The 23,422-nt window shown below is 42.7% G+C and carries 21 protein-coding genes; 16 read left to right on the top strand and 5 right to left on the bottom strand.

Features of this window, described 5'->3' with window-relative positions; genetic code table 11:
• Positions 1-6: 6 nt before the first annotated feature.
• From AK824_RS08405 to arfB, 3 genes are all read left to right on the top strand, one after another.
• Positions 7-768: an SDR family oxidoreductase gene (locus AK824_RS08405; protein ID WP_057760662.1), complete on the top strand. Its 762-nt coding sequence runs from the start codon at positions 7-9 to the stop codon at positions 766-768.
• A 345-nt stretch (positions 769-1,113) separates the two neighbouring features.
• Entirely contained in the window at positions 1,114-1,956 is an 843-nt protein-coding gene (locus tag AK824_RS08400; RefSeq protein ID WP_057760660.1) for an HpcH/HpaI aldolase/citrate lyase family protein, read from the top strand.
• Positions 1,957-2,270: 314 nt separating this feature from the next.
• On the top strand, positions 2,271-2,684 hold the full coding sequence (gene arfB, locus AK824_RS08395; RefSeq protein WP_057760658.1) for an alternative ribosome rescue aminoacyl-tRNA hydrolase ArfB: 414 nt from the start codon (positions 2,271-2,273) through the stop codon (positions 2,682-2,684).
• A gap of 152 nt (positions 2,685-2,836) precedes the next feature.
• On the opposite strand, the gene AK824_RS08390 is transcribed toward arfB, so the two are convergent.
• The 3 genes from AK824_RS08390 to AK824_RS08380 form a co-directional block, all read right to left on the bottom strand.
• The gene (locus tag AK824_RS08390; RefSeq protein WP_057760656.1) at positions 2,837-4,732 is read right to left on the bottom strand and encodes an autotransporter domain-containing protein; all 1,896 of its coding nucleotides are present in this window, start codon (positions 4,730-4,732) and stop codon (positions 2,837-2,839) included.
• A 223-nt stretch (positions 4,733-4,955) separates the two neighbouring features.
• A complete protein-coding gene (locus AK824_RS08385) occupies positions 4,956-6,233 on the bottom strand; it encodes an MFS transporter (RefSeq protein ID WP_082624611.1) in 1,278 nt (425 codons plus the stop codon).
• Positions 6,234-6,603: 370 nt separating this feature from the next.
• Positions 6,604-7,803, bottom strand: coding sequence for a sugar transporter (locus AK824_RS08380; protein ID WP_057760651.1), 1,200 nt, complete (start codon positions 7,801-7,803; stop codon positions 6,604-6,606).
• Between the two features lie 742 nt (positions 7,804-8,545).
• Between AK824_RS08380 and AK824_RS08375 the strand changes: the two genes are divergently transcribed.
• From AK824_RS08375 to AK824_RS08355, 6 genes are all read left to right on the top strand, one after another.
• Positions 8,546-9,280: a hypothetical protein gene (locus AK824_RS08375; protein ID WP_057760649.1), complete on the top strand. Its 735-nt coding sequence runs from the start codon at positions 8,546-8,548 to the stop codon at positions 9,278-9,280.
• 9 nt (positions 9,281-9,289) lie between these two features.
• The gene (locus AK824_RS13555) at positions 9,290-9,448 is read left to right on the top strand and encodes a hypothetical protein (RefSeq protein ID WP_156410703.1); all 159 of its coding nucleotides are present in this window, start codon (positions 9,290-9,292) and stop codon (positions 9,446-9,448) included.
• Positions 9,449-9,524: 76 nt separating this feature from the next.
• The gene (locus AK824_RS08370) at positions 9,525-10,109 is read left to right on the top strand and encodes a YqiA/YcfP family alpha/beta fold hydrolase (protein ID WP_057760647.1); all 585 of its coding nucleotides are present in this window, start codon (positions 9,525-9,527) and stop codon (positions 10,107-10,109) included.
• Between the two features lie 97 nt (positions 10,110-10,206).
• On the top strand, positions 10,207-10,839 hold the full coding sequence (locus AK824_RS08365; RefSeq protein WP_057760645.1) for an acrylate utilization transcriptional regulator AcuR: 633 nt from the start codon (positions 10,207-10,209) through the stop codon (positions 10,837-10,839).
• Between the two features lie 81 nt (positions 10,840-10,920).
• Positions 10,921-11,904 carry an acrylyl-CoA reductase (NADPH) gene (locus tag AK824_RS08360; protein ID WP_057760643.1) on the top strand — a complete coding sequence of 328 codons (984 nt, stop codon included), beginning with the start codon at positions 10,921-10,923 and terminating at the stop codon, positions 11,902-11,904.
• A 403-nt stretch (positions 11,905-12,307) separates the two neighbouring features.
• The gene (locus AK824_RS08355; protein ID WP_156410702.1) at positions 12,308-12,943 is read left to right on the top strand and encodes a hypothetical protein; all 636 of its coding nucleotides are present in this window, start codon (positions 12,308-12,310) and stop codon (positions 12,941-12,943) included.
• A gap of 185 nt (positions 12,944-13,128) precedes the next feature.
• Here AK824_RS08355 and AK824_RS08350 read toward each other — a convergent pair whose 3' ends face one another.
• Positions 13,129-13,767, bottom strand: coding sequence for a TetR/AcrR family transcriptional regulator (locus AK824_RS08350; protein WP_156410701.1), 639 nt, complete (start codon positions 13,765-13,767; stop codon positions 13,129-13,131).
• Positions 13,768-14,144: 377 nt separating this feature from the next.
• On the opposite strand from AK824_RS08350, the gene AK824_RS08345 reads away from it, so the two are divergent.
• The 7 genes from AK824_RS08345 to AK824_RS08315 all read left to right on the top strand — a co-directional run bounded on the left by AK824_RS08345 (position 14,145) and on the right by AK824_RS08315 (position 22,800).
• The gene (locus AK824_RS08345) at positions 14,145-15,296 is read left to right on the top strand and encodes an acyl-CoA dehydrogenase family protein (protein WP_057760638.1); all 1,152 of its coding nucleotides are present in this window, start codon (positions 14,145-14,147) and stop codon (positions 15,294-15,296) included.
• Positions 15,297-15,358: 62 nt separating this feature from the next.
• Entirely contained in the window at positions 15,359-16,567 is a 1,209-nt protein-coding gene (locus AK824_RS08340; RefSeq protein ID WP_057760636.1) for an acetyl-CoA C-acetyltransferase, read from the top strand.
• 73 nt (positions 16,568-16,640) lie between these two features.
• Positions 16,641-18,830 carry a 3-hydroxyacyl-CoA dehydrogenase NAD-binding domain-containing protein gene (locus AK824_RS08335; RefSeq protein WP_227511141.1) on the top strand — a complete coding sequence of 730 codons (2,190 nt, stop codon included), beginning with the start codon at positions 16,641-16,643 and terminating at the stop codon, positions 18,828-18,830.
• Positions 18,823-19,962, top strand: coding sequence for a CaiB/BaiF CoA transferase family protein (locus AK824_RS08330; protein WP_057760634.1), 1,140 nt, complete (start codon positions 18,823-18,825; stop codon positions 19,960-19,962). Before AK824_RS08335 ends, AK824_RS08330 begins: the two co-directional genes overlap by 8 nt.
• Positions 19,963-20,259: 297 nt before the next feature.
• Positions 20,260-20,964: a hypothetical protein gene (locus tag AK824_RS08325; RefSeq protein WP_057760632.1), complete on the top strand. Its 705-nt coding sequence runs from the start codon at positions 20,260-20,262 to the stop codon at positions 20,962-20,964.
• A gap of 306 nt (positions 20,965-21,270) precedes the next feature.
• The gene (rluF, locus tag AK824_RS08320; RefSeq protein WP_057760629.1) at positions 21,271-22,275 is read left to right on the top strand and encodes a 23S rRNA pseudouridine(2604) synthase RluF; all 1,005 of its coding nucleotides are present in this window, start codon (positions 21,271-21,273) and stop codon (positions 22,273-22,275) included.
• An 81-nt stretch (positions 22,276-22,356) separates the two neighbouring features.
• On the top strand, positions 22,357-22,800 hold the full coding sequence (locus AK824_RS08315; RefSeq protein ID WP_057760627.1) for an SRPBCC family protein: 444 nt from the start codon (positions 22,357-22,359) through the stop codon (positions 22,798-22,800).
• A gap of 75 nt (positions 22,801-22,875) precedes the next feature.
• On the opposite strand, the gene AK824_RS08310 is transcribed toward AK824_RS08315, so the two are convergent.
• Positions 22,876-23,187: a DUF1244 domain-containing protein gene (locus tag AK824_RS08310; protein ID WP_057760622.1), complete on the bottom strand. Its 312-nt coding sequence runs from the start codon at positions 23,185-23,187 to the stop codon at positions 22,876-22,878.
• Positions 23,188-23,422: the final 235 nt, after the last annotated feature.

Below are 23,422 nucleotides of genomic sequence, written 5' to 3'. Positions count from 1 at the left end.
ACAACGATGAAAGATTTATTTGATTTAACCGGTAAGGTTGCTCTAGTAACTGGTGCTAGCCGTGGTATTGGTGAGTCTATTGCCCGTCTATTGGCATCAAGAGGCGCGCACGTTATCGTATCTAGTCGTAAGATTGATGCTTGCCAAGCAGTCGCTGATAGCATCAAAGCTGACGGTCATAAAGCCAGTGCTTTCGCTTGTCACGTGGGAGACATGGAGCAAATTGACGCAATTTTTGAGCATGTCAAAAGTGAATTTGGTCAAATTGATATCTTAGTCAATAACGCTGCAGCCAACCCTTACTATGGTCATATCTTAGATACAGATTTAGCAGCTTTTGATAAAACGGTTGAAGTTAATATCCGTGGTTACTTCTTTATGTCGACGGCCGCTGGCAAAATGATGAAAGAGCAGGGTGGCGGTGTCATCTTGAATACCGCATCGGTCAATGGTTTAGTAGCAGGCGATAAGCAAGGTATCTACTCAATCACCAAAGCAGCTGTCATCAGCATGACCAAAGCATTTGCTAAAGAATGTGGCCCACTTAATATCCGTGTCAACGCGCTATTGCCAGGTTTGACGGATACTAAGTTTGCCTCTGCATTGACTACTAACGATAAAGTCTTAAAAATGGCGCTACACTCAATTCCGCTAGGACGTGTGGCTGAGCCTGACGAGATGGCTGGTACGGTATTATATCTAGTGTCGGACGCTTCAAGCTATACCACAGGCGCGACTATCGTTGTCGATGGTGGTATGCTGGCTTAATTAGATAATCTATATAGTCATTCCACTATAAAAAGTATTACAGCGTTAACCTCGCTTGAAGTATTACATATACATCTACACTCGGTTGCCTTGTACTACTTTTAAATTGAATCGACTATAAGACATAGGTTAGATAAGAAAAGTAATTGTTTAAAATTGCATTAGACTCAAGAACCGCATGAGATTAATTTTCATGCGGTTTTTTTGATTTGGTTTTTTAATAGAATGTCTAAGTAATCTTGGTTTTGCACTATCGAATAAATTGCTAATTTTAAATGAACATCAGCTGTATAGTGGCATAATAAATATGCTAATAGCTACTTGGACAACATGATGGAGTCACGCATGGATTCAATTATCCACAATAAAATAAAAACGATTTTTCAAAATAAAACATGGCTGTTTGTGCCAGCGACTCGTATTGATAGAGTGGCGAAAGCCTTTGATAGTGGTGCAGATGTGGTTATTGTCGATTTAGAAGATGCAGTGGCTTTAGAAAGTAAGGCAGCTGCCCGCGAAGCATTGCAGCAATATCACGACAGTGCAGGTTATCAGCCAATTTGGGTACGTATTAATAAGGCAGGTAGCGAAGAATTTTTCAAAGACATCGTGCTCTGTCAGAAAATGCCACATTTATCGGGAGTATTATTGGCCAAAACTGAGCAAGCAGAAGATATAGAAAGCGTACATCAGCTTACCAATTTACCCGTGATTGCATTGATTGAGAGTGCGATAGGATTGTATCAAATCGATAGTATGGCAAAAGCAGTTGGGCTAGCCGCGTTTAGTTACGGGTTTTTAGATTTGTGCAATGATTTGCAAGTACAAGTAGGAACGCCTTCTGCTGATATCATCGCCAACCAAATCCGCTATCAACTAATCCTGACGTCAAAAGTGCACCAATTATCGCCGCCCATCGATACCATTTATCCTGATTTCAATAACGAAGTTGGACTGAGCGAGCGAGTACAGTTATGGTCACAAATGGGCATGTCAGGAATGCTGTGTATTCATCCCAAACAAGTGGCGGTCGTCCAACAAGTATTGCAACCAACAAATGAGACTTTGTTATTTGCACAGCGTGTGGTTGAGGAGTATGAGCACAGTGGACAGGCAGTATTCAAGATAGATGGAGAGATGGTCGATGCACCAGTGATTGAGCGTAGTCGTCAACTGTTGGCAAAGTAGCAGGCCAATCCATAGTCGGCTCAATATAATTTAGATACTAGGGCGTGTCCTCAATCGATAGTTATCTAAATGGGTTAAAAATGGATAAATCTTACCAAATGGCGTCAAACAGCTGACTAATATCTCGATATTATCTGCGCTATTTTCCTTGTTTTTACCCCCATTCTTAAAATGAGGACATGCCCTAGAAAGCCGAGTGAGAGTATTACAAGCAGTATACTAAGCGAGACTGACACCGTACCTAATTTATAGAGTATTGACTATATAATGCTTTATCATAAACCATATCCATTCACATTCGATAAAAGCATACTATGATTTTCATTAATAATAATATTAGCCTCAATGATAACGAGGTAGAGATCAGCGCCATACGAGCGCAAGGCGCAGGTGGGCAGAATGTCAACAAAGTATCTTCTGCCATTCACCTGCGTTTTGATATTAACAACTCAAGTCTGAGTGATGAATATAAGCAGCGACTGTTAAATAGCAAAGATAGCCGAATAACCAAGGAAGGCGTGCTAATTATTAAGGCGCAGCAGTTTCGTACGCAAGAACGCAATAAAATAGATGCGCTTGAGCGGTTACAAAGCTTTATAACCAAAGCCACTCACGTGAATAAAACGAGAAGGCCTACCAAACCTAGCAGAAACGCCAAACGTAAACGGGTGGATAAAAAGACCCAGCGTGGTAAGACAAAGGCTTTGCGCGGTAAAGTAGATTTTTAGAGAGTTTGTGATAGTAGGTTTTGTCGTTGAGAAGTTGTGCGGCAGAAAACTTATAGAGCAAAAGCTGCAATAGGCTATGAGGTTTTTTTGAATTTAGAATGGTATAGGCGATTAATTGTCACCTATACCATTATTCTAGATTAACGACTTATTTAGAATGCACCATTAAGTCCAACAAATAGGCTGGTTGAGTCGTCGTCATCACCTTGTGAATGTGTGACACCAGCATTGGCGTTCAATAGACCAAAGCTTCTAGATAGGCCAAGTGTCATGGCAACGTTATCATCATCAGTTTCGACCATAGGCGTCTCAAAGCTGATATTTGGTAGCGTATTCAAACGTGCGGTTACCGCTTCGCGATTGTCACTCAGCTGCTTTTGGTAATGAATGTCACCAAATAAGTTGAGGTTCTCCATCAAGCTATGATTGGCTTTGAGACCAAGCTTGCCATATGTCGTAGAGTATTTCTGCTCATCGAACTGCATAGCAATGCCAGACATCTCTTTTTCTTTGAGTCCGTCAATTTTTACGCGGCTCGCTGTTGCACCGATATAAGGCGTGACGGCAATATTGCTCACTTGCATTGGGTAGCCTGCCTGCAAGTTGGCATAAAAGCGCTTGCCATCAGCATTTGACTTAAACTGTTGTTGGTTACTGCCTAGTGTCACAGCACGTGTGACATCGACATCCATGTTGCCAAATCCTGCAGCACCATTGATCTGTAAGCCGCCAAACTTGTTGCTATGATAGACACCAAAACCGATCTCTCCTAGATCAATATCACTCAAACCTGTGCCAACGTCTGAGTTTTCAAAGTCTTTTTGAGTGATGTTGCCGTATAAGCCTGTCACTGCATTGGCTGAGTTAGGATGAGAAAAATCTACGCCCAGCAATACTTGGGTATTATTATCACCATCAAACCCTGCAATTTCTTGATTAGCGACTTCACCAACGGCCCATAGTGTACGGGCAGGTTTTTGCTCACTGCTTTGGATTTGGTTGACATGTGACTGTAAGCGCTCATTGGTTGCAAGTCCGGTTGTCGTTGCAATATGAGGTAGTACACCGATTAAGCTAGGCGCTGTGACTACAGCATTTGCATAGTCGGCAATCATTTGATGTGCTTGACCAGTCGGGTGAATGCCATCAGCGAAAAAGTAGGTTTCGTTGGCATCAGGTATTTTTAGGTTGCTTGACCCGCAAAATAGTGAGCTATCAGTAACCAAGTCTTCAGTACAGGCTGGCGTGGTCATATTAGTAAATCCATAAGCCGTAGGATTACTAGCGATTTGTTGTAATAAGCTAAAAGTGTCTAACGGGATGATATTAGCCCCAGTACCCGCTACGCCACTCAGCATAAATTGATTGTATAGCCTGGTAGCGCCAGTACTTTGCGCCTGAGCAATAGGTCCTTGACCAATAGCTTCAGGGGTCAAACCAATATCAGGAATATTAGGCACTAAAATATATTTGGCACCATTGTCTTTTAGTGCCTGAATCGTTTCGGTCTGTCTTTCTACTGCGCCAAGTATGGTCGCTTGAGCATTAGCAGGATCTTCAGCTTCAGCCGCTTCACGTAAATCATTTGCACCGGCCCATACTACATATAGACCATTAGGGTCTACTTTGTTATTGGCTAAATAATTGTTTGTTTGAGTTTTGGCAGAGGCTACATCCACTGGAAATCCAAAATCTGTATTTATAACTTCTTCACCGGCTCTTGCCCCGCCAATAGCGTAGTTATTGCCAGTTTGATTTCCAAGATAGACAATGGGAACAGCCGTGGTACCTAGCTGCTCAGCGAATGAGGTCGCCCATGTGTTATCGGGATTGGTAGTGAACTGACCTGATTCTGTGAGTCCTAAGTTACCCTGAGTTATGGAACTAAAATAGCCACCATCGGTCAGGCTATCACCGAAAAAGGTGACACTGTCATAAGCATTTGCGTGAGAAATACCAGCGATAGATAGGCTGATAGCAAGCATGCTTTTGGTAAAAGTTTTAAGAGTGGTATGGCTAATTTTAGAACGTGAGGTATTACGAGGCATAGCGACTTCCTTGTCATCAATGTAATAGTTTGTCAACCGAGTGTAACCACTTTTTAGAAAGCTAGCAATCGTTTTGATTGTAAAATTGCAAGAAAACAGCCCAATCATAAACAGTATCAAAACAGCACTCCACAGTAAGATAATCAGGCCAAATGCGCATACAGATGTCACTGGCAGCAAGAGCAAAGTATAGTTAGGAGTATCAATACTATAGAGACTGGAATTAAGCTTGTTTTTGTGGACGCAATAATAAGGCAAGTCCAAGCGCTATAAAAGCGGCGATACCAGATATCATATAACTGATACTAAAGTCTCCAGTGGCTTCTGCAAGATAGCCTGCTGCCACTGGCCCGAGAGCCTGTCCACCTGAAAAGGCAAAAGTCAGCGCTGCGAGCGCACTTGCCGCCGCCGCAGGCCCGAAATAATCACCTGCAGAAGCTGCCATAATGACAGGCACACTCCACACTACTAAACCAAACAAGATAATAGACAAATACAGCCCTAAACTCCAATCAGTGAGTCCGACCAACAGATAAGCGATGGTAAGGAAGAAAAAAGCCAGTGCCAGACCAAGGCGTCTACCAATGTGGTCAGAAATCCAGCCAAACAACATGCCTGAGAACATGCTAAGCAGTCCAATCCATGCCCAAACACCACCAGCAGTCGCTTCACTTAGTTGGTACGAGCCAACCATACTGGTCACGATGAAGGTGACGTAAACCATATAGGTGGCGCCATAAATAGCAAAGATGACACCTAAATGTACAAGCAGCTTAATATTGCTACGTTCTAGCTTTTTCTTATTTTTAACAGGTAAGGTGGGTGCGCGCCCAAAAGGGCTTTGGCTGACATCGTCTGGATGATTACGAATCAAAGTAAAAGTAAGCCAAGCTACCGCAATATTAATCACGGCGAAAATTAGCCAACCTGTCTGCCAAGACAGTAGAGTAGAGATGGGTAAGAGTTTGGGTACGACAAAGCCTGATAAAATGATACCAAAGCCGGGTCCCGCCATGACCAATCCTAAAGCGAGCCCGCGGTGTGAAGGAAAAAACCAATGCGACATGACGCTCATCATTGGTAAGACTACGCCACCGCTACCGATACCTGTCAATACATAGAGCGCGCAGAGTACTGGAAAACTGGTGGTAAAAGCCATACCGAACATAGAAACAGCAATGAGGAGGAGGCTTGCCGTCGCAGTAATTCGAGTACCTAATCGAGGTAGAATAAAAGGACTTAGAAGCACTGCAACCAGATATCCTATCAGGTTGGTGAATCCTAAGATTCCGCTTTGAGTATAATTTAATCCTAAAGAAGATGACATGGATGGCAGTAACATGCCAAATGCGAATCGTCCTAACCCAAGTCCGCAGAACATTGCTACAGAGCCTGTCGCAGCGACTATCCAAGCGTAATGTAATTTACCCAATCTAAGGGGCGCAGTGTTATCTTGATTTCCTTGATCTTGACTGTTTTGTTGAGTCATTCCATTAGGCATCACGAATCTCCAACAAGTTGAAAATTCCCAATATATATCGTCACTAAATTTAAATCGTAGGTAATGACTTCCTTGTTTTGAATAGTATCCATTTCACACTCATCCTTTTGTGCTTAATCCCTATCAGTCCTTTATTAAATATACTTATAGCCTAAGTATACTTATGTCCAATAAAATTAGTATAACTGTACCTGAACGTTCGTTCAATCGGTGTCTAAGAAATCCTTGAAATGATTTGTAGGCTACAGTGTTGTATTCACACATAAAGAAAATGCCAGCCCATTTATATGGCTGGCATTCTGCTTGTTATTTTCTGACGGTTACTTACTGTCTGCTGTTTTTTGGATACTATCTAATATCAGTTTATTAGCTAGCCAAGTCGCTTACTCAATTCAGGAAAACGCTTGATCATGAATAGCATTAAGAGTAACGCCACAACTGCGATAGCCGCACCTGTGTATCCTACGCTAGATAGTGAAATGTGCGTGACGGCATAACCACCGAATAGCGCACCCGTACCAATTCCCAAATTAATAATACCTGAGAACATCGACATCAGCATGTCTTGCGCATTGACATCGACCATAATGATTTTGGCTTGCATCGAAATAATAAGCAGCATGAGCGCTGCGCCCCAAAGTAAGGCGATAAAGCTGAGCGCCCATACAGAGGTCACTGCTAGCAACAGCGCAAGCATAGACACGAGCATCAGTATTGTCGATATTAGCATCAATCTGGTATTGAACCGATCACCCCAACGACTGAAAATAACACTACCTAAAATTCCTGCTGCCCCGAATAGCAACAGTACAAAAGTTGCAGCGTTTTCACTGATATTACCGACTTGGCGCATGAACGGTTCTATATAAGAATAAGCTGTATAGTGCGCTGTAAAGACCAATAAAATAAGCAGGTATAGACAAACCAATAAAGGGTTTTTAAGTAGTTCTGGAATTTTTCTAAAAGACCCTTCAAACATACTAGGTAGCGTTGGTAAGAGTCTTGCTTGTAGAATAAATACAATTGAGGCAATGACGCCGATACCGCCAAAGGTCGCACGCCAACCAAACCATTGCCCAACCAAACGCCCCAGCGGTACACCCAGGACCATTGCTAGCGATGTACCAGTCGCCAGTACACTAAGCGCCATGGCTTTCTTACCTTCAGGCGCGACACGTATCGCGATTGCAGCTGTGATCGACCAAAATATCGCATGCGATAACGCAATTCCAACTCGGCTAATGAGCAGCACATCAAAGCTCCAGGCAAATACGGATAGCACATGACTGGCAATAAATACGGTAAAAAGACCCAAGAGTAAACGTTTGCGCTCAAATCGACTGGTCAATAACATTAGTGGCAATGACATCGCTGCGACAATCCAAGCATAGAGTGTCAACATCCAGCCAGTCTCTGCCGTCGTAATAGAGAAGTCTTGGGCAATGTCGCTCAACAGCGCCACAGGGACAAATTCTGTGGTGTTCATAATAAAGGCACTAACGCCCATCAAAAATACTTGAAAATACTGAGTTCGGCGAGCGTTTGAGCTGGCCTCAAGGTTATGTGTCATAAAGTCCAATACAGATGCGAATACTACGTGTGATAGGTCAAAGTGGGGTAGGCTTAATTAGAATACAAGGTTTGCGGGGCAAGATAGCAAGCCCACGTCGATCGTGAAAGGTGTTTTTTGATAAGGATTGTTAATTGGACGTTTATTGAAGATACTTGAGTAATATGAAACTATCGTTAATTATACTTATTGTGTTGGGCTCCTTGCTAACGACTAGACTACAATTGATTTAAAAAGAAGCGACACTAGTTGTCGCAAATAATTTTAAACAGCTTTATTTTTATGTGAGCTTATATTATAGTTATTAGGTCAGGCAAAATGACATGAGATAAAAAAACCAGTTAACCCTCGGAGCGCAATGCTTCACTTCTTAACTGAGTTTTTAAAGCGCTATTTTAGCGAAGTCTTTCTAGTAGTGTTATTTACGTTTAATCCTAAACTTCTGTGCCTGTACAAACCTAAAAAACCATATTTATTAATAAACAAAAAACTTAGCAGAAAAAAGCTCGTTGGCGTTGCAAAAATATTAGCAATGTAACAGCGAAAAACTGTGGCTAAAAAGTCTATCAGAATTAAAAAAATACTACCTCACCAAGTCGATTAATTTACTTAACTTTAGAGATAATGACGTCATTTAAACAATGGCGAATAGGCTCGGCTGGCTCGAAATCAGCATTCAGAATACAACAACAACGAAAAACTGCAGCTAAACAACCAGAATCAAAATAATAAGGATATAAATATGACGACATTAAAGTATCAGTTTGAGCAAAAACGGTTAGATAATTTCGAGTGGTCGGATGGCTCAAAGCTATCTGGTATAACGGCACTAACAAATGATGAGAGAGATCGAGTACGAAAACAGCCATTGTTTTACCTCGAAACGGTTTCTATAGACAGTTATGAAGATGATATTTATTTCGTGAACAATACTAATGAGATGCTCAGATGGGTAGCGCCATTTAAACCCTATCGAAATATAAACGAAGCACGAGCGAAGTTAGGCGATACCAGTGATGAAAACTTACGTAAAGTGACGCTCTATAGTGATGATATGGATAGCGTATATCAGGATGTACTGCCTAAGCAGGGCGTGAGGATTGGTAGCACTCATATCATGTACGACAGTGATGTGATGATGCAGTGGTTCGTACATGTGCCTTATAAAGGGCCAGATACTCATTATGCGATTTGGCAGTTTAATGTAGTGGAAAAGGGCGGGATTCGAGGAACTTATCCGTTGCTGTGGGATGACTTTAGTAAGCCCTCGCACATGGTGAGTTGTGACTGTTTGTTTGATCAAGCTGATATGCCGATAGAGGTCAATATTTATGAAGAGCGCTGTGCAATGCTTGACAGGCTTATCGGTTCATTTGGGGTGCCCAATGCTATATTCATATTGGCAATCAATGATGTGCTTTATCGTTATGGCGTGGGCTGGAGCGCGCCCTATAGTGAGTCGGATATACAAGCGTAAGACATTGCGATGAAACTAAAAGAACAAAAGCCAGAAAATGCAGAAACGGTGAAAGCTATTGTCCAAGCGGTTTATGACTTTTGGTTTAATGAAGGTTTTGCAAAAAATATCTCAATGCAGGCTTGTGAGGAGATTTTAAGCTTATATCAAGCGCAGGTTGATAGTTGATAGTCAAAAACCAGTTTAATTTATAAGCCAAGTTGTCAATAATAAGCCTAAATAATAATTAAAAAAGGAGAACCTTATGATGTTTCCTATTGAAAACAATGATACATTTTTACTGTTTTTTCATGGTCTTGATTCAAGTAATGAGACCAGTAAATATACGTGTATCACGCGTGAGCCTAAATACTGTCAAACGGTCAATTATCGAGAGAGTTTTGCAGAAATATTTGAAATTTATGATGCATTGATTCGCGAGAAAATCGCACAGTATCCACGAGTAGTGTTGGCGGGGCATTCGCTTGGCGGCTGGTTTGCCAATCATTTTGCTCATACATACAACTTGCGCGCGCTGTTGATTGCGCCTTGTGTCTATCCAAGTGAGGTATTGGCTGACCGTATCCCTGACGTGGCTGATATGAAGCTGTCTTTTCCCACAACCAATACTGAGATGGTACGAGTCATGGTAGAAGTCGACGATGAAAGCTTAGACGTAGCGGTCGCTAAACGAACCTTAGTGGATTTACCTGACAGCTGGGACGTCGATTATTTTGCAGGCGGTCATCACCGTATCGCTCGTAGTAGTGATGTCTGGTATCACGTAACTCATCTGTGCGAAGATCCCATCGTTTGGATGGATGAGTCAACATATCATGGTGAAGACTGATAGCGAGGACAGTCAAAAAACTGTCGCGACTGATGGATAAATAAACCGCTAAAATTAATTGATTGACATTAAAGACGATCGGTCATAATATCTATGAATGACGATTACTAAGCCAAAAGCCCGTCGAGGGCGTCCACCTAATGTTGAACGCGAGTTTACGGATACCCGTGAAGCTCTTTTGAGATCTGGGATGGAGATGTTGACAGAGCAAGGCTTTGCGACCACTGGTATCGATGCCATACTCAAACGTATCAATGTGCCTAAAGGCTCTTTCTACAATTATTTCAAAAACAAAGAAGCATTTGGACAGGAAGTGTTGCGGCAGTACGCGTTGTATTTTGCTCGCAAGCTAGATCATTGTTTTCTGAATGAGCAAGTATCTCCCATGCAGCGTATTAGTGACTTCGTTGAAGATGCTAAGTCGGGAATGATCAAGCATGAATTTCGACGCGGCTGTTTGGTAGGAAACTTGGGCCAAGAGATTGTCGTGTTGCCTGAGAGCTTTCGTTGTGAGTTAGAAAACATATTGCTTGATTGGCAGGAGCGTTTAGCGGCTTGCTTGCGTCTTGCAGTACAACAAGGACAGATACCTTCGAATAGTGATTGTGATGAGCTGGCTGCTTTCTTTTGGATTGGTTGGGAAGGTGCGGTTCTGCGTGCTAAGTTGACGCAAGATGTCAGTCCATTAGATACTTTTTTCCGAGGTTTTGTAGCAGGAATACAGAAGTAATTTTTTTATCCATATTTTTAGACGACTGGTCTAAATTATTTTTTACTCATTTATAGACGATTGGTCTAAATAGGAGCTACTATGTTTAATGCAATATTAATTGAAAAAAATGATGATGTTTATCAGTCTAATCTGACTGAAATACAGGATACGCAATTACCAGAAGGAGATGTCACGGTTCGTGTGGCATATAGCACGCTCAACTACAAAGACGGATTGGCCATTACTGGTCGTAGCCCTGTGGTACGCACATTTCCTATGGTTCCAGGAATTGATTTAGCGGGCACTGTCGAAACAAGCAGTCATCCTCGCTACAAAGTTGGCGACAAGGTGTTGTTAAATGGTTGGAGTGTGGGTGAGAAGTATTGGGGCGGTCTATCACAAAAAGCACGATTAAACGGTGACTGGCTTATCCCACTCCCTGAGTCGATGACTGAACGTCAGGCGATGGCAATTGGCACAGCAGGATATACCGCGATGCTTTGTCTAATCGCATTGGAGCGTCATGGACTGACACCAGAGCGTGGTGAAGTATTGGTGACGGGTGCTAATGGCGGCGTTGGTAGCTTTGCTATCGCACTTTTAGCCAACCAAGGTTACTCTGTCACAGCTTCTACGGGACGTCTAGAGGAAGCAGAATACTTAAAAAGCCTTGGTGCAACGACGATCATTGACCGTGCTGAACTGAGTAGTCCGGGACGCGCACTTGGAAAAGAGAGATGGACTGCCGCAATTGATTCTGTTGGTAGTCATACGCTGGCCAACGTTTGTGCTAGCACGTGTGAGGATGGTCTAGTCGCTACTTGTGGATTGGCTCAAGGCATGGATTTCCCTGCTACTGTTGCGCCTTTTATTTTGCGCGGAGTCAGTTTGCTTGGTATTAATAGCGTGACGCGACCTTATGATGAGCGTGTAGAAGCATGGCAGCGTTTGAGCACAAGCTTGGATATGACGCAATTGGATGCAATCACCAGAGAAATTGGCCTAAGCGAAGTCATTCCGACAGCCAGCGAGTTATTGGATGGTAAGGTTCGTGGTCGAATAGTCGTTGACGTCAATCGTTAGGCTATCAAGTATAACTTTTAATAATTCAACCCTAATACTTCGATGTTGTGCCTCTTTTTAATACATGAATAAGTAGTGGATCGAAATGTCTAAGATTGAATGCGCAAAGTGAAAAAAAATTATTCACAAACGGTCACAAATATCGGTATTTATTTTTTGTCATCTGATGTGCTATCATCGTTGAACGATCTATCGTGGGTTTAACAGTTTTGTTATCGCCGACCATGACAATAGTCTCATGGCGGCGTGACAAACCTTGCAACTTCCAGCACGATATAAAACAACTCTGGTAAAGCGCATGAGCCTGTACTCCGACAACCTCATTTGTGCCTGATTTTTTGCCTATTTGGGCGTATATCATACTTTTTCGTCGGAGTAACAGGAGTCTAAGGTGTTCAATATCATGAGCCACATTGCTAACCCATCTAAATATACCCGTCGTTATCACCCACGCCATTCTCTAGCGCAATATATTATCAATCAAATAGAGTCGCTTGAGCTGCGCCCGCAAGATATCGTCAAGCAAATGGGCTATCCTCTTAAACATACCATACCTGCCTATGACCGCCTACGCCATGTACTTTCGAGCAAATTCCTTGGGCTTGATGGTAGCTATATGGACAAGCACTTTACCGCTGATGAGTTTTTAGCAAAACTATTTGCCGTACTTGAGATACCGTATCAGCCATTCGCAGAAGATATTGCGCAGATTAAATATGGCTTGGCGAATCACTCTAACACGCTACCTAGATATAGCTTACGAGCGGAAGTAGATTTTACATTTACGAGTGCTGACAATTGGATGTCTCGTGGCGCGGCTTCACGTTTTGCGCAAGTACATCTGCCTAGCGGTTTTGCCAAATTAGACGATGCTGCACGTAAATCAGTGATTCAAGACAGCATCTGTGAGCATTATCAGCAGTATGAGGGCAGTTTGCCATACGACGGTATAATCAAAGCCTATCGACTGACTATTGAACAAGACAACCATGTGGTCGACCATGCAGAGTATGGATTGCCAAAATCTAGCAGTATCTAAAATGCTGTGAGTATATGAAGAGTGTAATAATCTAAGCTCATCGACTAAGAAGCCTTAGTATAAATTAGAAGACTCAGTATAAAAAAGCCTCACTTTATTGTGGGGCTTTTTGGTTTTTTACGTTATGTTTTCTTGTAAGAGACAAACACTGCTAAATATCAGTTTTATAAAATTCATTTTAAGCGTCAGGCTTCAGGCTTAGAGATGGCGCGCCATAAAATCACAAATAGCGCATCAAACTCTGCATTTAACGGTGTTTCTGTTTGGCGAATGGTATGCATTAAACCAAGTCGACTGATAAACCCCATAAACACATCAAAGAGTATGTGCAAAGGAACAGTGTCATTGAGCACCCCACGATTTTGTCCATCTTCTAATACCGCTAAAAACGCCCCAATTAACTCTTTGTTTTCATAGATTGCGATATTACGTATACGTGAGGCCGAGACAGAAGACAGAACCATCACCGCATCTGGATGCGAGTCTACAAAATCAAAGCAGACCCACAGTGTCTTACGTAGACGATCTTGTACGCTATCAATCCCTTGCAAATGATCCATAATTCGAGCGGCTAATCTGCCGAGCACAATATCCATAATGGTATAAAACAGCGTTTGCTTGTCTCCGAAATACTTGTAGAGCGTTTGCAAGGAAACGTTTGCAGACTTTGCAATCTGCGCCATCGTCACTTCATTCGCATCAAATCCTGCAAAGACTTTACGAACAGCTTGTTCAATTTTATCCAAAGTTGCGGGCCGCATATCGGATAGAGGCGCTAGAGATCGAGTTTGCGTGAGGCTATCTGACTGATTAAAGGTTTTCATATTTATCGCTTCTTAAAGTATTGGCTATTTGATATGTCCTACCAATTGAACAAATTGCTGACTAGTTCTCATTATTAAATTAATGAGTAATTTGAATTACCATTTTTATTTAATTGGTTGCGAACTGATTTTTCCTGTCCTAGTATAAGGCTTGATCATTAATAAGTACAAAGGGTTTTTAGTTCCTTTGAAACGGTAATATAAATTACCATAAATTTTTAAAACGACTTAGTTATAGTCAGTTCAATATAATTTCGATACAAGGAAACCGAGTGCAAGTTATACATTAGTATGCTTAGCAAGGATGACGATGTAGCGGATTTATATATACTTGACTATATAGTTTTATTCACTCCACCTTGTCAAGGATAGACACCATGAGTATTGAAAAGTTCACACCCAATTGGATGACCGAAGAACATCAAATGGTGCACGATAGCGCCCTGAAAATGTTCCAATCTTGGGATCCCAAGGACGAGCAGTGGCGCAAAAATGGCATGATTGATCGCGCTGCGTGGGAAGAGGCAGGCGAGATGGGGTTTCTGTGTGCGGCGATACCAGCTGAGTATGGCGGCGGTGGCGGGGATTTTGGCCATGAAGCGGCACTTATCTACGCACAGACTGAGGCCAATCAATCGGGATTTGGCGGTATGGTGCACTCAGGCATTGTCGCGCCTTATATTTTAGACCACGGTACTGAAGAACAAAAACAGGCGTGGCTACCCAAAATGGCAACGGGTGAATATATCGGCGCTATCGCCATGACCGAGCCTGGTACTGGCTCTGACTTACAAAACATCAAAACCTATGCGGTAAAAGATGGTGATGACTACATTATCAATGGTTCTAAGACTTTTATCACTAATGGTCAGCATGCCAATCTTATCCTATTAGCATGCAAAACAGACCGTGAAAAAGGCGCACAAGGCGTCTCACTTATCATCGTAGAAACTGATAAAGTAGAAGGGTTTGAGCGTGGACGTAATCTCGACAAGATTGGTTTGACCTCTCAAGACACCTCAGAGCTGTTCTTTAGCAATGTACGTGTACCACAAACCAACCTGTTGGGTACGGTAGAAGGTATGGGCTTTATCCAAATGATGCAGGAGTTGCCACGTGAGCGTTTAATCATTGCGCTATCAGGGGTTGGCTCGATGAAGCTGGCAATCAATTTAACCTTAGATTACGTAAAAGGGCGCGAAGCCTTTGGCAAACCTATTTGGAAGTTTCAAAATACCCGCTTTAAGATGGCGGAATGCTATGCCGATTATCTTGCTGCTAGCACCATGTGTGATGCGGCAGTAGATGCGATGTTAGATGGCAAACTGTCTGTACCGCATGCCTCATTGATCAAATATTGGGTCACCGAAAAACAGTGTGAAGTTATCGACGAATGCGTGCAGCTGTTTGGTGGCTATGGCTATATGACAGAGTATCCTATCGCACGTTTATATGCTAATGCGCGCGTGCAAAAAATCTATGGCGGCACCAATGAAATTATGAAAGAGCTGGCTTCACGCTTTATGTAGACGCTTATATTATAAGACTACGATAATTGTTGTTTATTTAAAAAATAAAAAAAGGATTTTTTATGACTGAGACTGCTTATATTTATGATGCTATCCGCACGCCACGTGGCAAAGGCAAAAAGGACGGTTCGTTGTATCAGGCATCACCGATTTGGCTGATGCGAACTTTGTTGAAAGAGATGCAACAGCGTCACAACTTGGATACCAGCTTGGTCGATGATTTGGTGCTTGGCTGCGTGACACCGGTGGGTGAGCAAGGTTCTGATATTGCGCGTATCGCTGCTATTGATGCTGGCTGGGCACAAAGTGTGGCTGGGTTAACATTGTCTCGTTTCTGTGCCTCTGGTTTAGAGTCTATTAATTTAGCTGCTGCCAAAGTCATGTCAGGTATGGAAGACATGGTAGTGGCAGGCGGTGTGGAGTCTATGAGCCGTGTGCCGATGGGCTCTGATGGCGGTGCTTGGTACATGGATCCGCGTGTGAATGAAGCGACGCATTTCGTGCCGCAAGGAGTGGGCGCGGATACCATCGCGACGCTCAAAGGCTTTAGTCGTAGTGATGTCGATGCCTTTGCTACCGAGTCGCATCGCCGCGCTGCACAGGCGTGGGAGAAGGGCTATTATGACAAATCTGTCATCCCTGTCACCGATATCAATGGCATGATGCTGTTAGATAAAGATGAAACTATCCGTCCTAATACCAATGTCGAGACCTTAGCTGGGCTAAAACCTTCTTTTATTATGCCGGGAAAAATGGGCTTTGATAGCGTTATTTTGGATAGATATACGACGATTGAAACCGTCAATCACGTGCATCATGCGGGTAACTCCTCTGGCATCGTTGATGGGGCTGCTATTTGTTTGGTCGGTAGTGCGGCGGCTGGTCAAAAAGCAGGGCTAAAACCACGCGCCAAAATCACGATGGCCTCAGTCATTGGTTCAGAGCCTGCCATTATGCTGACAGGTCCGACACCAGCTTGCCAAAAAGCCCTCGATAAAGCGGACATGCAAGCTTCTGATATAGATCTTTGGGAGATTAATGAAGCCTTCGCTGCTGTACCGATGAATACCGCTGATGATTTTGGAGTCTCGCTTGATATTGTCAATGTCAATGGTGGTGCAATCGCTATGGGTCATCCGCTTGGCGCAACTGGCGCGATGCTAATGACGACTGTCCTTGATGAGCTAGAACGTCGCGACCTAAAGACCGCTATGATTACGCTATGCGTGGGTGGTGGTATGGGAATTGCCACCATTATCGAGCGTGTTTAACTTTTCTCTAAAATAGACCTGAAAACCAATTAGACTAAAACTCAATATACAAAGAATCATTTAAGGGATAAAAATGATGACAAATAACCAGACAGCAGATAGCGTAATAGCCATTAATATACTAGAACATTTCTCTGCTCAGCGTGATGACGATGGTATCGTCACCGTCACGATTGACCAAAGTAAACGTAAAATGAATGTCATCGGTGATGGCTTTACGGAGTCGTTCGCCACGATAGTTGATAGTTTCATCAATGATGACGCCGCCACAGGTTTGATTCTCACATCGGCTAAAGAAACCTTCGTGGTTGGTGCAGATATCGATCAATTGAACCAGATAAAGACAGCCGAGCAAGCATTTGCAGTTACTGAAGAATTGAAAGGTAGTTTGCGCAAGCTTGAGACCTCAGGCAAACCTGTGGTCGCTGCTATGACAGGAACCGCATTAGGCGGCGGTTTAGAGCTTGCACTGGTATGTCATTATCGTATTGCCATTGACACGCCCAAGACTAAACTAGGTTTACCTGAGGTGAAACTGGGCTTGCTACCTGGTGGCGGTGGTACTCAGCGCTTACCAAGGTTGGTCGGTATTCAAATGGCACTGGAGCTGATGACTCAAGGCAAAGAATTACGACCATCTGCCGCAAAAGACATTGGACTTATTGATGCAACAGCTACTGATCGAGCAGATATGCTGAAGCAAGCTAAAGACTGGATACAAAATAATCCAAGCGCTCAGCAGCCATGGGATAAGAAAGGTTTTAAAATCCCTGGCGGCGATAGTAAGCATCCAAAGGTAGTTCCTATATTCTCTATCGCCCCGGCCATGGCCAATCAAAAATCACATGGCAACTATCCAGCGATTACTCACATTATGTCTTGTGTGTTTGAAGGGTGCTTAGTAGACATTGATACAGGGCTAGAAATTGAGTCGCGTTATTTTGCAGCTTGCGTACTGTCTGCTGAATCTAAAAACATGATCAACACCTTATGGACTCAGCTAAATAGCATCAAAAAAGGTCAGTCTCGTCCTCAAGGATTTGCACGCACAACCACCAAAAAAGTCGGTATTTTGGGCGCTGGCATGATGGGTGCTGGCATTGCGTACGTCACTGCCAAAGCAGGTATAGATGTCGTGCTATTGGACACGGATATTGTCAATGCTGAAAAAGGCAAAGCGTATTCTACGAATATTTTAGATAAAGCCATTAGCCGAAAGCGTGCTACCGAAGAGAAAAAACAAGCCCTCTTAACACGTATCACACCAACAGTTTCTTACGATGATTTGGCAGATTGTGATCTTATTATCGAAGCAGTGTTTGAAAACCGAGAAATCAAAGCCAAATGTACCCAGCAAAGTGAGGTAGTGATTCCAAGCACGGCCGTCTATGCGTCTAATACCTCAACGCTACCGATTACTGGATTGGCAAAAGCCAGTACGCGCCCAAACCAGTTTATCGGTCTGCATTTTTTCTCTCCCGTAGATAAGATGCCGCTCGTTGAGATTATCATGGGCGAGAAAACCGACGATGCGACATTGGCCAAAGCTTTCGACTATGTTGTGCAAATAGGCAAAACGCCTATCGTCGTCAATGACAGTCGCGGATTTTATACCTCGCGTGTATTTGGTACCTATGTGTCAGAGGGCATTGCGATGCTAGGAGAGGGTGTGCATCCGCGTAGCATCGAAGTTGCCGGACTAAAAACAGGGATGCCGATGCCGCCCTTAGCATTGCAAGATGAAGTGTCGTTGAGCCTTGCATTGCATGTCAGCGAACAGCAGCAAGCGGATATGGCAGCCGAAGGTAAGTCAATCGTAGTGCGTCCTTCTTATGACATACTAAAAACACTGGTCAATGAGCATGGGCGCGAAGGTAAGAAAAATGGCAAAGGCTTCTATGACTATCCAACAGAGGGCGATAAGCATCTATGGCCTGAGCTGGTAAATTTATACTCACCAAAGTCAGAGCAACCTTCGCAGCAAGATTTGGTGGATCGTTTAATATTTATTCAAGCCAATGAATCCGCTAAGTGCTATGAGGAAAATGTCGTGCGCTCAGTGGCCGATACCAATATAGGGTCTATCTTTGGTTGGGGGTTTGCACCACAGCACGGTGGTACACTACAGTTTATCAATGCAATGGGCGTGAGTGCGTTTGTTGAGCGGAGTCGTGAGCTGGCTGCGAAATATGGTGAGCGTTTTGAGCCTGCTCAAATCTTGTTAGATATGGCAGTCAAAGGTGAGGCGTTCTCAGATGACTGATAGGTATGTATCAAATCATGATCAAATGGAGGACTGTCTACAAGGGTTACGAGTGATCGATCTGACTCGTAACCTACCTGGGCCTTTTGCCACGCGTTTGCTTGCGGATTTGGGTGCGGATGTCCTTAAAGTCGAGCCTAAACAAGGTGATCCTGCTCGGGTATTTGGTGAATTATTCGCAGCTTTAAACCACGGTAAGACGACCGAAAAGCGTGACTTTCATGACCCTAAAGCGATTGAAGCTATAAAAGCACATCTTAAAGAAGCTGATGTGATGCTGGATAGCTTTCGCCCAGGTGTCTTGGCAGAAATGGGGCTAGATGCTAAGACCCTGCATACCATCAATCCAAAGCTAGTAATAGTGTCAATCACTGGCTATGGCGTAGCAGGCAATTACGCAAAAGAAGCTGCTTATTTAAAAGATGCTGACTCAAATAATGGCTCTCAAGTGAATCATGACTGGGCCAACAAAGCCGGTCATGATATTAATTTTATGGCTATGAGCGGTGTACTAGATCAGCTAAAAACAGCGCAGGGTGAGCAGGCTATGCCTAATATCCAGTTTGCGGATTTGGCAGGTGGTAGTGATACAGCAGTGATAGCACTGTTGGCTGCCGTATTTGCCGCGCAGCGTACGGGCAGGGGACGACACATTGCTATTAGCATGACTCACAGTTTGTACAATCATATGGTCATGCCAAAGGTCACAGGCAAACTGATTAATAGCCTTTCAGGAAATGGCTTAAACGACACTCTACTGCCGCATCATGACTTTTTAGGCGGTGCATTACCATGCTATCGACTGTACCAAACCGCTGATAAGCGGCATATGGCGGTTGGTTCCTTAGAGTTGAAATTTTGGCAAGGTCTATGTGAGGTATTGGAACTACCGTCGCTTAAAGAAATACACTGGCAACTTGGTATCATGCCCAATAGGCCTGAGAGTCAAACAGCGACTAAAACAATCGCGGAAAAATTCGCCAGTCAAACGCTTGAGCATTGGCAAGGCGTATTTGCGGCAACGGATGTCTGTGTGACCCCTGTGCTGAGTTTGCAGGAAGCCAAGGCTCACCCTTTGTTTGCGCATCAAGATGAACATCAGGCAACCTCAGGGTGGCAGCAAGTGAATTAGTATGTAAGTAGCTTTAGAGAAAAGTGAAAGTTGGATTAACCCTTGAAAGCGATATCAAGATCCTGCTGGCTAGTATTGTCTTTTTAGTCTGTATTATTCTGACTGCATGTCTAAACCAGAGTGATTGAACTTGTATATTTATAACTGTCTATCTAAAATTGCCTGAATAAGAGACAATACGCCCATAAATCCTAAAGTCTTACGGTACTGAGCAAATAGTAGCGCGTTTAAAGGCCCTTAGAGATTGAGCAATACAGACATTTAATAAATCTAACTTAAGCAAAAAGGCAGTTCTGAATGACCAAACATAACCCGTATAATTTTTTACCTTTGCAGCCAACAGGTAGAAACGAGACCAATACTGCTAATACCTATGCTCCTGAAGATATGATTAAAATATACGAGCAGCAGTTTCTCATTCAAGTGCCGGAAGAAGAGCTGACAGAGTTTTTGCCAGCGTTAAAAGCATTCTATGATATCGATAACCATACCTTAGACGTCAGTGCCATTATTTTCGATGCAATTGCAGACTCTGCTATCATTTATAATCACAAAATCAAAGTCGGTGGCTATCAGATATTAGGTGAGTTGATAGAAGAGGCGATTGAATATGATGAAGATAACAAAAGTGATGAAAGCGCTGAGAGTGAAGAGATTCAAGCCTATACATTAGAGTGCCAACGTACATTTTTTATCAATGATGTAGAAATACCTTATCATTTCAACCTATTCATTTATGGCGACGGTTATTCTACTTTGACCAAAAAAGAAACCGTATTAGAAAAAATGTACTGGTTTGTTAGAGGTAGATTTGAAGAGGATTTATTAGATGACACTGAAGATAACGACAGCTTAGAATCTATTAATGCGCAACTAGCCAGTTTAGGTATTCGTGAAATGGATCTGACGACTGTAGATGAGATAATCAGCTATGTAGAAGGTAGTATCATTGACGATCCAATGGTGGACGAGCTTAATAAACTGTTAGATGATGCTGAGTAGTGTGGAAGATAAGTTAGTAGAGTGATCCAACGTCAAAAGAATAGATTTGAAAATAAAAAACTAGAAAAAAGCCTCACTGCTCGTATGATGAATGGTGAGGCTTTTTAAATTCCTAACCTCATAAATAAGTTCTTTTAACATCATCCAAAATTACATGACGCGATACATTTCTAGGTTTTTACCCATCTCCCCTCAAAGGGTCAGTCGATTTCCTATATAATGTGAGCTGTTTCATTATTGTTGATCCATTCAATTTAGGCTTTTTTCTTAGTAAAAAAAGCTTCTTATCAGGTAAAACGGTGCTTTATGTTCAACGCTTCCTCGACTCGTTTAAATAAATACATCAGCGAAAGTGGTATTTGCTCTAGGCGAGACGCTGACCGCTTTATTGAACAAGGTAATGTATACATCAATGGCAAACGTGCGTCGGTCGGTGATCAGGTGGTTGCTGGTGATGCAGTAAAAGTCAACGGGCAGCCTATTGAGCCACGAGAGCCCGATGATTTTATTTTTATTGCATTAAATAAGCCAGTAGGCATTGTAAGTACTACAGAAAGCTCTGAGAAAAATAATATTGTCGATTTTGTGCGACATAGTTTACGTATTTTTCCGATTGGCCGTTTGGACAAAGATTCTCAAGGTTTGATATTTTTGACTAATAATGGTGATTTGGTCAATAAGGTACTACGTGCTGGTAATAACCATGAAAAAGAGTATCTAGTTACCGTAAATAAGCCGTTAACGGATAGTGTTATCGAAGGTTTGGCCGGCGGTGTGCCGATGCTTGGCAAGATGACCAAAAAATGCCCAGTGACTAAAGTAGCTCCTAATGTCTTTAACATCACGCTCGTTCAAGGTCTAAACCGTCAAATTCGCCGTATGTGTGAGCACTTTGGCTACGAAGTCGTTAAGCTTGAACGTACGCGGATTATGAATGTAAGTCTCAAAGGTCTTCCCGTTGGTGACTGGCGAGACTTAACCCCAAAAGAGCTGTCTGTGTTACTTAAATCTGTAGAAGATTCCTCTTCGCAAGACAATCATTCGAGCAAGAAATCTCGCAATGCGCCACGAAAAAAACCTCGTACGGATGCTTCGTCAAAGTCAAAACCATCTACGAAATCGGCAGGGGCAGCAAAGGGGCGTAACAAATATGCCAAGGACGATGCTAGAAAACCAGCAGGTTCTAAAGGTAGAGATGGACGTCCTACTGGTCGTGGTAAGCCGTCAGGGGGTAAGGGTAAGTCCGGAGGCAATGGAAAACCTACTACCAATGGCAGGCGTCCTTCGAAAGGACGAGGCTCTTCACGGTAATAATTTTTCACAATGTGACGGCTATATTTATTGCTGAAATAGCCGTAAGCTAAATAACTTTAGTCTTAATGAGATCATATTATGTTTAAAATAAAAGTAGAGCGCATTGTCAAAAAACCGATTGATGAGGTATTTGAAGCGCTGAGTGACCATGCCAGTTATGGCTCATTTAAAGCGGTGGGAGTGGCTAAGTTAGTAGCTGAAGGTGACGAGGAGCGCAATGGCGTCGGAGCTTTACGCAGCATTCAAACGGGACCCGTTAAGTTTTGGGAGCGGATTACAGCGTTTGAGCGTCCTACTCATATGCAATACCAAATCGAAAAATCTAAACCCATCAAAATGCGACATGATAAAGGCACCATTGATTTAAAAGACTTGGGCGATGGCACCACACACGTGACTTGGGTGTCTGAGGGTCGATTGATTGTACCATTGCCATTAGTCGGTCGCCTATTTGACCGTCAAATGCAGAAACAAGGAACCATAGGGTTTAGTAGCATACTCAAATCTATAGAAAGCCGCTAATCTAGCGGCAATGTTGGGTTTTTTGATATCACTCTCTGGTGATGGCTTATTTTGTTTGAGCCATCACTGTCAGTTTTAATTCGCTTTATTCTTAGTAGCTTCAATCTCGTTAAAACGCGCTAACTGCTCTGGCGTTGCTTTCTGTTGATATTTCTCTTTCCACTCAGCATAAGGCATACCATAAACAATCTCGCGCGCATCTTCGTATTCGATTTCAATACCACGCTCTTCACCAGCCGCTTTATACCATTTGGATAAACAGTTACGACAAAAGTCGGCAAGGTTCATTAGCTCAATATTTTGTACATCTTTACGCTCGTCTAAATGAGCTAGTAAGCGACGAAATGCCGCGGCTTCTAATTCAATATTTGATTCTAATTTTGCCATAATATTTTCCTAATTGTAGTTGAGCCATTTCAAAACTAAAATGATACTAACGATATAAATATTTCGCAATCTGTGTCATTAATTAGAATGCACTGTAGTGATAGTCAACTCTAATAGTACTATAACTTTAATAGTTGAAAAGAAATTTCAGTTTTAGAAAGTGGTCACGTTTTGGTCGCGGTGCTAATCTTTAAGCTTTTGATATATTAGATAAGCTTAGAAATTGCACTGAATA

It is taken from the genome of Psychrobacter sp. P11G3 (assembly GCF_001435845.1).
Taxonomy (GTDB): Bacteria; Pseudomonadota; Gammaproteobacteria; order Pseudomonadales; family Moraxellaceae; genus Psychrobacter.
The sequence above is the reverse complement of the archived record's forward strand: the minus strand, read 5'-3'. Positions and strand labels throughout refer to the sequence as shown.

Bases quoted from the DNA above. Each gene is read 5' to 3' on its own strand.
- AK824_RS08405 (WP_057760662.1), top strand. From the start codon at position 7: ATGAAAGATTTATTTGATTTAACCGGTAAGGTTGCTCTAGTAACTGGT.
- AK824_RS08400 (WP_057760660.1), top strand. From the start codon at position 1,114: ATGGATTCAATTATCCACAATAAAATAAAAACGATTTTTCAAAATAAA.
- arfB (WP_057760658.1), top strand. From the start codon at position 2,271: ATGATTTTCATTAATAATAATATTAGCCTCAATGATAACGAGGTAGAG.
- AK824_RS08390 (WP_057760656.1), bottom strand. From the start codon at position 4,732: ATGCCTCGTAATACCTCACGTTCTAAAATTAGCCATACCACTCTTAAA.
- AK824_RS08385 (WP_082624611.1), bottom strand. From the start codon at position 6,233: ATGCCTAATGGAATGACTCAACAAAACAGTCAAGATCAAGGAAATCAA.
- AK824_RS08380 (WP_057760651.1), bottom strand. From the start codon at position 7,803: ATGACACATAACCTTGAGGCCAGCTCAAACGCTCGCCGAACTCAGTAT.
- AK824_RS08375 (WP_057760649.1), top strand. From the start codon at position 8,546: ATGACGACATTAAAGTATCAGTTTGAGCAAAAACGGTTAGATAATTTC.
- AK824_RS13555 (WP_156410703.1), top strand. From the start codon at position 9,290: ATGAAACTAAAAGAACAAAAGCCAGAAAATGCAGAAACGGTGAAAGCT.
- AK824_RS08370 (WP_057760647.1), top strand. From the start codon at position 9,525: ATGATGTTTCCTATTGAAAACAATGATACATTTTTACTGTTTTTTCAT.
- AK824_RS08365 (WP_057760645.1), top strand. From the start codon at position 10,207: ATGACGATTACTAAGCCAAAAGCCCGTCGAGGGCGTCCACCTAATGTT.
- AK824_RS08360 (WP_057760643.1), top strand. From the start codon at position 10,921: ATGTTTAATGCAATATTAATTGAAAAAAATGATGATGTTTATCAGTCT.
- AK824_RS08355 (WP_156410702.1), top strand. From the start codon at position 12,308: ATGAGCCACATTGCTAACCCATCTAAATATACCCGTCGTTATCACCCA.
- AK824_RS08350 (WP_156410701.1), bottom strand. From the start codon at position 13,767: ATGAAAACCTTTAATCAGTCAGATAGCCTCACGCAAACTCGATCTCTA.
- AK824_RS08345 (WP_057760638.1), top strand. From the start codon at position 14,145: ATGAGTATTGAAAAGTTCACACCCAATTGGATGACCGAAGAACATCAA.
- AK824_RS08340 (WP_057760636.1), top strand. From the start codon at position 15,359: ATGACTGAGACTGCTTATATTTATGATGCTATCCGCACGCCACGTGGC.
- AK824_RS08335 (WP_227511141.1), top strand. From the start codon at position 16,641: ATGATGACAAATAACCAGACAGCAGATAGCGTAATAGCCATTAATATA.
- AK824_RS08330 (WP_057760634.1), top strand. From the start codon at position 18,823: ATGACTGATAGGTATGTATCAAATCATGATCAAATGGAGGACTGTCTA.
- AK824_RS08325 (WP_057760632.1), top strand. From the start codon at position 20,260: ATGACCAAACATAACCCGTATAATTTTTTACCTTTGCAGCCAACAGGT.
- rluF (WP_057760629.1), top strand. From the start codon at position 21,271: ATGTTCAACGCTTCCTCGACTCGTTTAAATAAATACATCAGCGAAAGT.
- AK824_RS08315 (WP_057760627.1), top strand. From the start codon at position 22,357: ATGTTTAAAATAAAAGTAGAGCGCATTGTCAAAAAACCGATTGATGAG.
- AK824_RS08310 (WP_057760622.1), bottom strand. From the start codon at position 23,187: ATGGCAAAATTAGAATCAAATATTGAATTAGAAGCCGCGGCATTTCGT.